Annotated in this window: 12 protein-coding genes and 5 tRNA genes; 11 read left to right on the top strand and 6 right to left on the bottom strand. The window is 61.1% G+C overall.

The genetic code is table 11. From position 1 onward, the window contains the following. Positions 1–55 precede the first annotated feature (55 nt). A complete protein-coding gene (gene dusB / locus CATRI_RS11050; protein WP_290217543.1) occupies positions 56–1,204 on the bottom strand; it encodes a tRNA dihydrouridine synthase DusB in 1,149 nt (382 codons plus the stop codon). Positions 1,205–1,469: 265 nt separating this feature from the next. Between dusB and scpC the strand changes: the two genes are divergently transcribed. The 5 genes from scpC (at position 1,470) to CATRI_RS11030 (ending at position 7,555) form a co-directional block, all read left to right on the top strand. After that, the gene (scpC, locus tag CATRI_RS11045) at positions 1,470–2,972 is read left to right on the top strand and encodes a succinyl-CoA:acetate CoA-transferase ScpC (protein ID WP_290217542.1); all 1,503 of its coding nucleotides are present in this window, start codon (positions 1,470–1,472) and stop codon (positions 2,970–2,972) included. Positions 2,973–3,105: 133 nt separating this feature from the next. Continuing rightward, positions 3,106–3,178 (top strand) — tRNA-Lys (locus tag CATRI_RS11040). Between the two features lie 146 nt (positions 3,179–3,324). Then, the gene (locus tag CATRI_RS13660; RefSeq protein WP_494337458.1) at positions 3,325–3,768 is read left to right on the top strand and encodes a hypothetical protein; all 444 of its coding nucleotides are present in this window, start codon (positions 3,325–3,327) and stop codon (positions 3,766–3,768) included. A gap of 221 nt (positions 3,769–3,989) precedes the next feature. Next, positions 3,990–4,988 carry an AAA family ATPase gene (locus CATRI_RS11035; protein WP_290217540.1) on the top strand — a complete coding sequence of 333 codons (999 nt, stop codon included), beginning with the start codon at positions 3,990–3,992 and terminating at the stop codon, positions 4,986–4,988. Positions 4,989–4,993: 5 nt separating this feature from the next. Continuing rightward, on the top strand, positions 4,994–7,555 hold the full coding sequence (locus CATRI_RS11030; RefSeq protein WP_290217538.1) for a S8 family peptidase: 2,562 nt from the start codon (positions 4,994–4,996) through the stop codon (positions 7,553–7,555). A 262-nt stretch (positions 7,556–7,817) separates the two neighbouring features. On the opposite strand, the gene CATRI_RS11025 is transcribed toward CATRI_RS11030, so the two are convergent. The 3 genes from CATRI_RS11025 to CATRI_RS11015 form a co-directional block, all read right to left on the bottom strand. Beyond that, positions 7,818–8,492 carry a DUF6891 domain-containing protein gene (locus CATRI_RS11025; protein WP_290217536.1) on the bottom strand — a complete coding sequence of 225 codons (675 nt, stop codon included), beginning with the start codon at positions 8,490–8,492 and terminating at the stop codon, positions 7,818–7,820. A gap of 54 nt (positions 8,493–8,546) precedes the next feature. Further along, positions 8,547–8,924 (bottom strand): MmcQ/YjbR family DNA-binding protein, encoded by a 378-nt coding sequence (locus tag CATRI_RS11020; RefSeq protein ID WP_290217535.1) that lies wholly within the window; start codon positions 8,922–8,924, stop codon positions 8,547–8,549. Between the two features lie 276 nt (positions 8,925–9,200). Further along, entirely contained in the window at positions 9,201–9,878 is a 678-nt protein-coding gene (locus CATRI_RS11015; RefSeq protein ID WP_290217533.1) for a cation efflux transmembrane domain-containing protein, read from the bottom strand. A 35-nt stretch (positions 9,879–9,913) separates the two neighbouring features. On the opposite strand from CATRI_RS11015, the gene CATRI_RS11010 reads away from it, so the two are divergent. Beyond that, positions 9,914–10,237, top strand: a complete 324-nt coding sequence (locus tag CATRI_RS11010; protein WP_290217531.1) for a thiol-disulfide oxidoreductase DCC family protein — start codon at positions 9,914–9,916, stop codon at positions 10,235–10,237. On the opposite strand, the gene CATRI_RS11005 is transcribed toward CATRI_RS11010, so the two are convergent. Continuing rightward, a complete protein-coding gene (locus CATRI_RS11005) occupies positions 10,238–10,573 on the bottom strand; it encodes a metal-sensitive transcriptional regulator (RefSeq protein WP_290217529.1) in 336 nt (111 codons plus the stop codon). 93 nt (positions 10,574–10,666) lie between these two features. Here CATRI_RS11005 and CATRI_RS11000 point away from each other — a divergent pair. From CATRI_RS11000 to CATRI_RS10980, 5 genes are all read left to right on the top strand, one after another. After that, positions 10,667–10,739, top strand: a tRNA-Glu gene (locus CATRI_RS11000). Between the two features lie 23 nt (positions 10,740–10,762). Beyond that, a tRNA-Asp gene (locus CATRI_RS10995) sits at positions 10,763–10,836 on the top strand. Between the two features lie 618 nt (positions 10,837–11,454). Next, positions 11,455–11,528: transfer RNA gene (locus tag CATRI_RS10990), tRNA-Asp, on the top strand. 30 nt (positions 11,529–11,558) lie between these two features. Continuing rightward, positions 11,559–11,631 (top strand) — tRNA-Phe (locus CATRI_RS10985). A gap of 130 nt (positions 11,632–11,761) precedes the next feature. Beyond that, a complete protein-coding gene (locus CATRI_RS10980; RefSeq protein ID WP_290217527.1) occupies positions 11,762–12,052 on the top strand; it encodes a GNAT family N-acetyltransferase in 291 nt (96 codons plus the stop codon). Between the two features lie 5 nt (positions 12,053–12,057). Here the strand turns inward: CATRI_RS10980 and epsC are convergent, their stop codons facing one another. Beyond that, positions 12,058–12,624: a serine O-acetyltransferase EpsC gene (epsC, locus tag CATRI_RS10975; protein ID WP_290217525.1), complete on the bottom strand. Its 567-nt coding sequence runs from the start codon at positions 12,622–12,624 to the stop codon at positions 12,058–12,060. Positions 12,625–12,684: the final 60 nt, after the last annotated feature.

Genomic DNA, 12,684 nt, shown 5'->3' with positions numbered 1-12,684 from the left:
CTAGCATAGGAGGTCGCCGAGCATTCCGCCTCTTGATGAGCACTTAAGTGTGCGCTTACCCTCCGGAGTTCATTGCCTCGGCACCGGCGGAGGGAACCATTTCGTCTTGAGGATCATCCAACCAGCCGTCGGGCAGTGCCACCTTGGCGGAGGAACCTTGGCGGCCGCGGGGACCCTCGGCGTCGTCCGCAACTGCCGTAGACCCGCTCCATGGCTCGAGCATGCCCCTCAGCTCCGCCAGCGAGGTGATCTTGGCCAGTCCCGAGCGGACCTCGCCGCCGACAGGGAAACCACGCAGGTACCAGCCCATGTGCTTGCGTAGGTCGCGGCAGGCGTGCTCTTCGCCATCGTGGGCGGCGAGAAGTTCAGCGTGGCGCATGATGATGCGAGTGACCTCGCCGAGCGTCGGCTGCGGAGGAAGCTCCTCGCCGCGCAGACCGGCGGAGAGCTCGGCGAACAGCCAGGGGCGCCCGAGGCAACCGCGGCCGACGACGATGCCGTCGCAGCCGGTTTCATCCATCATCCGGCGAGCGTCGTCGGCGCTGAAGATGTCGCCGTTGCCGAAGACGGGGACGCCGGAGCCGTCGAGATGTTCCACCAGGCGGGAAATCTCGGACCAGTCAGCGGCACCGGAATAGCGCTGCGCGGCGGTGCGCGCGTGGAGGGCCACGGCGGCCGCGCCTTCTTCGACGGCGATCCGTCCGGCGTCGAGATGCGTGTGGTGCTCGTCGTCGATGCCCACGCGGAACTTCACGGTGACGGGGATGTTCGAGCCTTCTGTGGCCTTGACGGCAGCGGCGACGATGGAGGCGAAGAGGCGTCGCTTATACGGGATTGCGGAGCCGCCGCCGCGCCGGGTCACCTTGGGAACGGGGCAGCCGAAGTTCATATCGATGTGGTCGGCGAGGTTCTCGTCCACGATCATCTTCGCGGCTTTGTAGGTGTACAACGGGTCGGTCGTGTACAGCTGCATCGAGCGGGGATTTTCGTCAGGAGCGAAGGTTGTCATGTGGAGCGTTTTCTCATTGCGCTCGACCAAGGCCCGGGCGGTGATCATCTCGCAGACGTAGAGGCCCGAGACGGTCCCGGTCTTTTCCACCTCTTGCTCGCGGCAGAGGGAGCGGAAGGCCACGTTGGTTACCCCGGCCATGGGGGCGAGGACGACGGGGGAGTTCAACGTCAGGGGGCCGATTGCAACAGTCACAGGCCTTATTCTCCCCCGCGGGGGTAGTGGAACCCAAACTTCAGTCGATTGACCTTGCAGGATTCGTAGGATTTCACATTGCCGCCAGCTTTGCGGCGTAACTGCGCGAATGTCCGCTAATGTGGTCAACGTAACTAAACGGCGTGCGCCACCCGTGGTCGTCACAATGATGGATCACGTGGTCTCGTGCGCGCGCCCGAGGTGAACATCATCCCCAATGCATACCGTGGGCCCAGTAGCCGGCCCCGTTCCCAGGAGGTACTTTATGTCCGATCGGATCGCCAACGCCCAGCTGCGCGGCAAGGTCATGTCCGCAGATGAGGCGGCACAGTTCATCGATAACGGTGACAAGGTGGGCATGTCCGGGTTCACCGGCGCCGCTTACCCGAAGGCAATCCCGACCGCGATCGCCAAGCGTGCCAAGGAGGCACAGGCTAAGGGCGATACTTACCAGGTGGATATCTTCACCGGCGCTTCGACCGCTCCGGACTGTGACGGTGTGATGGCGGAGGCCGGTGCCATCCGTTACCGCATGCCGTACCAGTCTGACCCGATCATGCGTAACGCCATCAACGCCGGCGAGATGAAGTACCAGGATATTCACCTGTCCCACTCGGGCCAGTACGTGGAGCATGGTTTCTTCGGCCCGCTGAACGTGGCCGTGGTTGAGGCCACCCGCATCACCGAAGAAGGCCACCTCATTCCGTCCTCCGGTGTTGGTAATAACGTCGATTACCTGGATGCCGCTGAAAAGATCATCATCGAGGTCAATGAGTGGCAGTCCCTCGACCTAGAGGGCATGGCTGATATCTACCGTATTCAGCACCTGCCGAACCGCACCCCGATTCCCATCATCAACTCCGGTGACCGCATCGGCAAGACCTACATCGACATCGACATCAGCAAGGTTGTCGCGATTGTGGAGACCAATGCTCCCGACCGCAACGCCCCCTTTAAGCCGATCGATGATGTGTCCAAGAAGATCGCCGGTTACTTCCTCGACTTCCTGGAGGGTGAGGTCAAGGGCGGCCGTCTGACGTATGACAACTACATCATGCAGTCCGGCGTCGGCAACGTCCCCAACGCCGTGATGGCTGGCCTGCTGGACTCCAAGTTCGAGAAGATCGAGGCCTACACCGAGGTCATCCAGGACGGCATGGTCGACCTCATCGACGCTGGCAAGATGACCGTCGCCTCCGCCACCTCCTTCTCCCTCTCCCCGGAGTACGCGGAGAAGATGAACGCCGAGGCCAAGCGCTACCGCGAGTACATCATCACCCGCCCGCTGCAGGTCTCCAACCACCCGGAGGTTATCCGCCGCGTTGGTTTGATCTCCTCCAACGGCATGATCGAGGCCGACATCTACGGCAACATCAACTCCACGCACGTCGCCGGCCAGCGCATCATGAACGGCATTGGCGGCTCGGGCGACTTCACCCGCAACGCCCGCATCTCCACCTTCATCTCCCCGGCTGATGCGAAGGGCGGCGACATCTCCGCCATCGTCCCGTTCGCCTCCCACATCGACCACACCGAGCACGACGCCATGGTTGTTATCACCGAGTACGGTGTCGCCGACCTCCGCGGCCTGGCTCCGCGTGATCGCGTGGCCAAGATGATCTCTATCGCGCACCCGGATTACCGTCCGCTGCTCGAGGAGTACGTGGAGCGTGCCAACAAGTCCAAGTTCCACCAGACCCCGCACGACCTGGACACCGCCCTGGCCTTCCACCAGCGCTTCCTGGCTACGGGTTCCATGAAGGTTTAAGCCTTCCCGGCACGGTGACGGGCTCCGCTCTTTCGAGCGGAGTCCGTCCTTGCTTGTCGACGCCCCCGCGTTCCCCACGGTCCAAGGGGCAATTTCCTCCCCGGCGAGGGGAGACGTTAGTATTTGTGATCACGGGCCTCTAGCTCAGTTGGTAGAGCTACGGACTTTTAATCCGCAGGTCGTGGGTTCGAGCCCCACGGGGCCCACTATTACCAGGTCAGAGGGTGTTTTTACACTCTCGTGCCACTAGTCAGAAACGTCAATGTCCTGCTCAAGGACAGATCCATTATGGCACGACACCTTTGCCCGGCGCGACTGTCCGGTACCGAGCAGGGGTAGTTGAGGCACGGTTATGGCACGGAATTCTTGGGGTTCCACTCGCAAGCTTCCCAGCGGACGGGTTCAGGCAAGGTACCTTGGCCCGGATGGTCAGACGTACAAGGCGCCAAACACTTTCCCGGATGACCTTGCAGCTCTGGCCTGGCTTGCTGGTGTAAGAAGATCCATTGATCTTGAGGTCTGGGAGCCTCCCCAGGCTGCTAAGCCTGTTCCGACGGTGGGGGAGTTGGTGGATCACTGGCTGACCTTGACAGGGGCCGATGTTCGGCCATCGACCCTGAAGACGTACACGGACATCGTAAACAAGCTACTCCTGAACAATCATGAACTTTGCGCGGTGGTGGAGTCGGATTGGGCGTGGATGACGAATTCGATGGCGCGTGCTTTGAGCTCGTCGGGGTACTTCCTGGGAATTGATAGATTCCTTGAGGATGTGCAAGTTTGCACCCTCCATTGAGCACGGGACATATCACTCCGCCTTTGTGACTTCCATCGTGGGCGATGGTCGGCGAAGGGGACAGTCGTCGAACCGGGCGCGTCGCGCACCTGCAGCACAAGACTCTCTGGCGCGACTTCGCCTCTTACTGCCTGTTGCCCCCGCCTCGTGAGGCCGCGACCGGTACGCTTGGAGTGTCAACACCAGGTTTTGGAGGCGTGCCGCTGAAAGGAGGTCCCCTGATGGCGACCAACGATCAGCTCAAGGCACTCGTTAAGAGTCACGCCGACGGCGACGATCCCCAGTTCTACGCCGTTGCCATGCAAGTTGCGGCTAAAGCCGCTCGTGCCGGGCAGTCGAAGTTTGCTCAAGAGCTTCGCGATCTCGTGAACGACCTCCGTGATCGAACTGGACAGCGAGCGCGCATTGCCGCTGTGGTTCCGTTCTCTCAGCCGAGGGGAGAACTCGGGGCGCTGCTAAACGTTTCGTACCCTGAGGCCAGGCTGAGCGATCTCGTGCTCGCGGACGGTCTCCGAGAGCGGGTAACGCATGTGCTGCTGGAACAAAGACAGCGCGATGCGCTTGCTCGTCACGGCTTTGCTCCTGCCCGCCGTCTTCTTCTTACGGGACCGCCGGGCACCGGGAAAACTTCCACTGCGCGTGTGATCGCGGGTGAGCTCGGGCTTCCACTTTTCTCGATCAGACTCGACACGGTTTTGACCAAGTTCATGGGCGAGACGGCGGCGAAGCTGCGTCTTGTGTTCGACGCACTGGCCGAGACCCGAGGTGTATATCTTTTTGATGAGGTCGATGCACTCGGCGGCGACCGAGCTGCCCAGAACGATGTGGGCGAGATTCGCCGAGTACTCAACTCGTTCTTGCAGTTCCTCGAAGAAGACACCTCAGACAGTGTGATCATCGCGGCCACCAACCACCCGAGCCTGTTGGACAACGCACTGTTCCGCCGATTTGACACCGTGATGGACTTCGCGCTTCCAGATGATGCCGCAGTCGAGTCGGTCATCAAGAACCGGCTCGCCTCGTTCCAAATCTCCAATTTGAGCTGGACTCGCATCATCCCTGCGGCTCGCGGTCTGAGTCATGCTGAAATCGCGACTGCCGCTGAGAACGCAGCGAAGCGAACCATTCTGAGCGATCGCACCCGGGTGCGGACCGGTGATGTTGTCATTGCTTTGGAAGAACGGCCTCGCATACGCCGTCGAGCTGACGGGACCGTCTAACTGAGATGACTGAACGAGACCGCCCGCATATCTTCGTGTCGACGCAGCCCGCGTCCGAGCCTTTCACGCCCAACAGTACCCCGGTAACGAGCGGCGGCGGTGGCTTCAGCGGTAGCCGAAAGGAGCACGGGAAACAACTCAATGAAGAGTTCGAGGCGGCCTGGAAGCTTCCCATAGACGAACCGGAGACTACAGGTACGTACCTCACCTTCGCGTCCTTCCCTGGCCTCGACTTGATGTTCGAGAGTCTGGAGTCACGCCGCCTCGGCTCTCAACCAGAGCTTGTGGCCGTCCAGAGGGAGGAAACTCGTCACGGCACCGTCGTGAACGCGACGGTTTTCATCCCTGATGGGCAGAAGGAGTTCTTCCTCAAGAAGCTTGAACGGTACGTCGAGACGACTGAAGCCGTGGGCGGGAAACCGAAGAATGCAACGCTGATCGAGGGCATCGCGTCTATTCGCCGTGCGACGATACACGAGTTGTGGACCGACTCTGCAGATGAGTTTCCCGCCGATCCAACTCGGTCCTGTTGGTGGGAGGTCTGGCTCCGCGCCGTTGACGGCAAGGAACACGCTCGGTTAGCGGATTACGCCCGGCAGCATCATCTCCCGATGAGTGACCATTACCTCGGATTTGGCGACCGAACCGTCGTCCTCCTGCGCGCCACCAGTGAACAACTCGCAATGACCTTCCGCAGCATCGATGACATTGCCGAGTTGCGACGCCCCCACGAACTAGCCTCGTTCCTTCCGGAGCTGTCTGCGGTCGAGCAGAGTGAATGGGTGAGTGAGCTGCAATCCCGTGTAGACCACGCGCGCGACGACGCTCCGGTCGTATGCATCCTCGACCGCGGCGTGCAAGCCGGGCACCCGCTACTGGAAGAGTCGCTGGTAGCCGCTGACCTGCATGCGGTTGAGCCGAGTTGGCGCAAAGACGTTGCGATCCATGGACACGGCACCGAGATGGCCGGCCTCGCGCTCTATGGAGACATGCAGGCTGCCATCACTACCCAACAGCGCGTTCAACTTAAACATCGGCTCGAATCTGTGAAGCTCCTCCCCGACACCGGTGGCAACGATCCCGACGTATACGGAGCCGTCACTGCCCGAGCGGTCGATCAACCAGAGATTTCAGCTCGGAATCGCACCCGAGTTTTCATGCTGGCCATCACTGCACCAGCAGCGGCGCCGCACCCGGGGCACCGGGTAGAGGACCGACCGAAGCAGGAGTCGGGTCGACCAACCGCATGGTCAGCCACACTGGACGCTCTGATCTTTGGCCGGGCCATCGACGACAGCGTCCCTAAACTTTCCTACCTGGATCGAAACGAGGCTCCGACGCCCCGACTATTCGTTGTTTCAGCGGGAAACATTCGCGACGTTCGAGCGGAGGACGATCACCTCGACCGAAGCGATGCAGAGAGCGTCGAAGACCCCGCGCAAGCATGGAACGCACTCGTAGTTGGAGCCTACGCCGAGCACGACGCAATGGATCATGCTCCAGACATTTTTACAGGGTACGTGCCGATCGCAGCCCGGGGTGAACTATCACCAACCAGCCGCACCTCGGTGTCCTTCGACCAGAAGAGATGGCCGTTCAAGCCGGATGTCGTTGCACCAGGTGGTAACCTCGCTGTCACTCCGGATGGCACCGGAGTTGATACTCCTGAGAACCTCGCGATCCTGACCACTCGCCTGCAACGCCCGGGCGAGGGTTACTTCACGACGACGCGAGACACCTCGGCCGCAACAGCTCATGTTGCATCGATCGCGGCCGACATCCGCGCGGCTTACCCTCACCTAAGGCCCGAGACAATTCGCGCACTTGTTGTCCACTCCGCCCAGTGGACACCTCAGATGCGGGCGCGCATCGACGCCGCGACCAATAAGGGCGCCGCAGTCAACCTGCTCCGCCGCTATGGCATGGGGGTACCTGACCTGGAACGTGCCACTCGCAGCGCGACCAACGCGCTGACACTGGTCGACGAGGCTGTGATCCACCCCTATGAGCGCGAGGGCAACTCCAGCAGTGGCAAAGCTCGCGAAATGAACCTGCACCACTTACCCTGGCCCATCGACGCTTTGTCCGCGCTCGGAGAGACCGAGGTCCGACTACGCGTCACGCTTTCGTACTTTGTGGAACCGAACCCATCAAGGCGCGGGTGGACGGGCCGATATGTGTATCCGTCCCACGGGCTGCGTTTCGCAATGAAGCGCCCTGAAGACAACCTTGTCGCGTTCCGCCAACGCGTCAACAAACACGCCCGGAACGAAGGTGAGAAGCCGCTGAGCCTCAAAACCGAGACCGGTTGGCTGTTCGGTCGCGACCAGCAAACCTCCACGGGCTCACTGCACACCGATATCTGGACGGGGCCCGCGGTCGACCTCGCTGCGAAAGGGGCGGTTGTTGTCTACCCCGTCGCGGGGTGGTGGAAAAACCGACCGAAAATGGACCAGAGCGAAAAGGGCGTCAACTACTCACTCGTAGTCAGTATCGAGGCGCCGGAGGTTGATGTTGACCTCTGGACTCCCGTCTATCAACAGGTTGCGACGGTAGTCGAGGTCTGACGCTCGCGCCCAGCGAGAGCGTCCCGTTGCAGAGAAGTCAGCTGCGGTGCTGGTCCGGGGTGACAGCCTAGAGACCCGAGCGAGTCTTGCGACCTCTGCTCCGGGGAGACTCGGTCTTCGGGCGCGCGAAGCAGCCTTTGCCTCCGTGGTAGATCGAGCTCGTACCCGTGGCTTTGCCGCGAATGGTCACGTCGTCCGCGGACCGAAACACTCGGGAAACCCCAGGGCTTACCAGTACGACGTTGATTAGACCCGCGTTTGGCTAGTTCTGGGGCAAACGCGCCATGTACTGCACATTGTGGAGCACGACAGTGCGTTCCCAGTCCCCGTCCCAGCTAGCTTCGACTCCTTCAGCTCGGGCGGCGTTGACTAGCTGTGTCGAGATGAACTCGCAGCTGGCTTGGTACTCGCGAACGTCGAACTGCGGTTTGCCGAAGAAACCCTTGCGCTTGGGTGTCACGAATGCTTCAGTGACGACACTTGCATCGCCCAGTTGGAGTGCTAGCTCAACGGCTTGAGACTCATAGATCACGACTGCACCTCGTAGCCCGGCTGCCCGATGGGGTGCCAGGGCATCGACGGCGTCTGCTTCGTTGTTGACGGGCAACGCCCACTCGGCTGCGATGCCCTGTTCGCGAAGGCGGCCAGCGATGCGATCGAGGGGCCAGCCTTCAGCCGGCCACTCGCTTTGCTGGGCGAGCCGAGCCTGCCACAGTGCCTCAGCAAGTTCGCCGAAGACTTCAGGCCCCTCATCGGGCACTGGAATAACCCCGGCTGACGCCAGTTCCAGCATGCTTGCCTGCAGCGACGCAGTGGAGTCGGTGGGGCGGGGGATGAGCAGGTGCGGCCACATGCCATCCAAGGTGTCAGCGTCAAAGATGGAAGATGCCGGGCGTCCGCTTGGGAGGATGATCTCGGGCCTGTCGTTGGCATTCATGTCTAAACCTTAACAGCGGTGAGGCTAGCCCGGAATGGGCTGGACAATTCTTAGTTACCTGCCAAAAGTGGCCGGGTCGACCGGCCACCTCGACTTGGGCAGGTTGCGTTCAATCACGAGCAAATAAGACTCGGTGACGAGGTCTTCGACGAACTGCCGGTCGAGATCACCGCCGGGGTGCAGCGTGATCCAGTGCTTCTTGTTCATGTGATAGCCCGGCGTGATGCTCTGGTGGCTGCTTCGGAGCAATTGGCTCACACTCGGGTCAGCCTTGAGGGTTACGAGGGGCTTCCCGTGGAGCTTCGTCTGCAGCATAAAAACCTTTTCTCGGACCTTGAAGACATCCCAGTCCGGTCCGAAGGGGTGATCGAGGTAAGCACCGGGTAGTTCACCGGCCCGTGCCGCTGCTTGCCGCTGGATTCTGTCGTCCACTGATTCCAACTCCCTCCAGATCTTCACCCGAAACTGAGCTACTGAAGGGTAGCGTCCACGGAAGGTGTGGGTGCCAGACGAGTTTCAGTGGCGTGAAACTTCGAGGTCCGGTCTCGCCTATAGAGCGCCCACGGCGCTTGTGCCTTACACCAGGCTTCGGGTAGTCCCATGCCGCCCATTATCAGCCACTTCAGGCGAAAGAGCCACTAAGGCCCGGTGACTACTAGCGTCCGCGAGACTGCGATGCCGGGGAGGAACTTGAGCCGATGCTCCTGATTACCTTGGTGCGTCCTCAGCGCAGCAATCGTGACGCTCGCCAGTGAGTGACCCGACTGGCGTGGCACAACAGGCGTCGCCCTGCCACGCCTCCCTGCCCTCGCGGATGGCAAAGGCAGCGATGACGAGGGCCGCGAGGGGATCGGCCCACGTCCAGCCGAAGAGGCTGTTCAAAAGCAGGCCCACCAAGAGGGCTGCCGAGAGGTAGCTGCAGATTAGGGTCTGCTTGGAATCGGCAATGGCGGAAGCGGAGCCAAGCTCGCGACCGGTGCGCCGCTCGATCCAACTGAGGAAAGGCATGACGGCCAGGCTGAGCGCGGCTAGGACGATCCCCACCGTGGAATGCTCGGGCTGGCGCAGGCCGGTGAGGGATAGGAGGGCGTCGATAGTGACGTAGGCGGCGAGGCCGAAGAATGACACAGCGATCAACCGCAGGGCGGCCTTCTCGCGCCTCTCCGGCTCCGGCGAGGCGAACTGCCAAGCGACCGCCGCGGCAGACAGGACTTCGACCACGGAATCCAGCCCGAAACCGATGAGAGCGGGGGAGGAAGCCGCCCCACCCGCGAGGAGGGCGACGACGGCCTCGACCACGTTCCAGGTGATCGTGATGGCAACAACGATGCGGATCCGCCGCCGCAGCAGGTGCGTGCGCTCTGTGGTCAGTACTGACGTGCTCATGATGACCTGACTCTACGCCGCCTAAGATCAAGCTCATGGAGTTCCTCTACGACCGCGACTGTGGCTTCTGCCAACGCGGTGCCACCCAATTGCAGCGACTCGCGCCGGGCATCACCATTCGGCCAGCGAGCCTGCGCAACCATGCCATCTTCCGCTACGGCGGCCAAGACTGGCTCGGGCATCACGCTATCGGGGCAGCGCTCGCGTACGGGGCGGAGGGGCGGGTGCTGCGGGGCGTCGGCAAGCTTGTGAATGCCAACGTGCTCGACCGGCCCCTCGGGGCCATCTACCGGCTCATCGCGAGCCAGCGGCATCGCCTCTCGCGCCTAGTGGGCGCGCCCGCATGCGCCATCAACTAGCTAGGACTTCACCAGCTTCTGGATGGCCTTCATGGCCTCCTCAATCTTGAGGTCCGCGGCCTCTCCACTCTCCTGCGCCGCGCCAGTCACGCAGTGCTTGATGTGATCCTGCAACAGGGCTAAAGCCACATTTTCCAGTGCTGACGTCACCGCCGAGACTTGAGTGAGGATATCGATGCAGTATTGATCCTCATCAATCATCCGGTGGATGCCCCGGGCCTGGCCTTCGATGCGCTTCAGACGGGCAAGATACTTCGCCTTATTCTCGTTGTAACCGTGAATGTTGGGCTCGTGGCACGAGCACGTCACGTTATCGTCATTCAAGGTGTCGCTCATAATGACTTCACACTAGCGTTTCCCGGGCACATGCTGCACGTTTTGTTCTTCACTAAGCATCAAGTATTGTTCAAAGGCAGCCAAAATTGGCAGGCCCCCATCGTCTAGAGGCCTAGGACACCGCCCTTTCACGGCGGCGACACGGGTTCGAATCCCGTTGGGGGTGCGAGGTTTAACCTCATGTTTCAAGGCCCTGTGGCGCAGTTGGTTAGCGCGCCGCCCTGTCACGGCGGAGGTCGCGGGTTCAAGTCCCGTCAGGGTCGCAGAAGCAGAGAAGCGCCGGTTCCGGAGAAATCCAGAGCCGGCGCTTCTGTCGTGCTAGGGGTTGGGGGTGTCGATCGAGCCATGAGCGGTAGGTGCAAAAGTGCAATTCGACTTGACCGATTAATCGAGTGGGGACATTCGGTAACTCGATTAATGGGTGAAGTCATATCGCACTTTTGCGCCGTCGGGTTAAGTAGCAAAATGTGTGTCTGGATTTCGGCGTCGTCGCAGGACACCGCTGCTAAACGGGGAAAAAATTGCTCTGGTGCGGCATACATCCATCGTGATCTCGACGAATTGGACTGTTCGCGGAGCATGAACTGGGGGTTTTGGGAACTGCGCGGTGTTCCGGTCGTGATCAGGGCGTCGCGATTAGGCGTCCTTCCGACTTTTGGGGCCGTCGGCTGCAAAAGGTCAAAGGCGATCCGTGGATATAAGCGCCGCAGCGTGGTTCAGGTCGCGATCAGAAAGTCGGGATCAGGGTCGGCAGGGGCCGGGGGCCCACCGAAAAGCGGTGTGAACTGCAGATTTGTGGGAACATTCCAACTCTGTGTAAAGTGAATTCTCGTGCAACAGGGCAGCCCGCGAGGGGTGTCAAGAAGCACAAAAGTTAATAAGGCCCTGTGGCGCAGTTGGTTAGCGCGCCGCCCTGTCACGGCGGAGGTCGCGGGTTCAAGTCCCGTCAGGGTCGCTGAAATGGTCTCTACGGAGTGCCGTTTCCGGCCAGATAGCTCAGTCGGTAGAGCGTCCGCCTGAAAAGTGGAAGGTCGCCAGTTCGATCCTGGCTCTGGCCACAATTACCCCCTGTTCGAGGTTTCTCGGCAGGGGGTTTGTGCATGCTGAGAATCAATGGGTGTCCAGAATCTAGATATCAAGGCATACTTGTCGTTTGAACCTAGAAACTTTTGACAAGGAGCCAAGGACATGTCTGACACGCAGCACTCAATTGAGCACAACGAAGCGAAGCATCGATACGAAATCAAGGTTGATGGCCGCGAGGCGGGCTATGCAGCCTACGTTCCCCTTTCAGGCGGCGTCCTAGATTTCAATCACACCGTCGTGGATCAGGCGTTCCGCGGTCGCGGTCTGTCTGCCCCTTTGATTAAGGCCGCGCTTGACGACGTCCGCGCGGCGGGCGGTACCGTGCGTCCGTCCTGCTCGGCAGTGCAACACTTCATCGCCAAGCATGAGGACTACCGGGATCTAGTCGCCTAAAAGCGTTACAGGAAGTAATCCGGGTCGACGAGCTTAATCTTCTCGGCTTTGGCCCGGGGGCGGTTTTGGGCCGGGATGCCGGTTGCGACGTGGTCGCGCGGGACGTCCTTGGTTACTACGGCGTTGGCGCCGACGGCGGAGCCGGTGCCGATGGTGATGGGGCCAAGGACTTTGGCGCCTGCGCCGATGGTGACGTTGTCTTCGATGGTGGGATGACGCTTGGTCTGGGTCAGCACCTGTCCACCCAGGGTGACGCCGTGGTAGAGCATGACGCCGTCGCCGATCTCGGTGGTCTCGCCGATGACGATGCCCATGCCGTGGTCGATGAAGAAGCGGCGTCCGATGGTGGCGCCGGGGTGAATCTCGATGCCGGTGAAGAAGCGATTAAGCTGCGCGAGGATTCGCGCGGGGCCCCGCAGGCCTCGCTGCCACAGCCAGTGTGCGACGCGGTGCGCCCAAATGGCGTGCAAGCCTGAGTAGACGAGCGCATTCTCTAAGTCGCCGCGAGCCGCAGGGTCGTGTTCGCGGGCGTTTTGCAAGTCTTCGCGGATTCTCTTCACAAGGCTGTACATGGGTACAGAGTGTAACAGCGAAACCCGCCCTATCCAGCAGCTGAAAGATAAAGCTGCGGG

This window comes from Corynebacterium atrinae (assembly GCF_030408455.1).
Taxonomy (GTDB): domain Bacteria; phylum Actinomycetota; class Actinomycetes; order Mycobacteriales; family Mycobacteriaceae; genus Corynebacterium; species Corynebacterium atrinae.
This window is presented reverse-complemented; position numbering and strand designations above follow the sequence as displayed.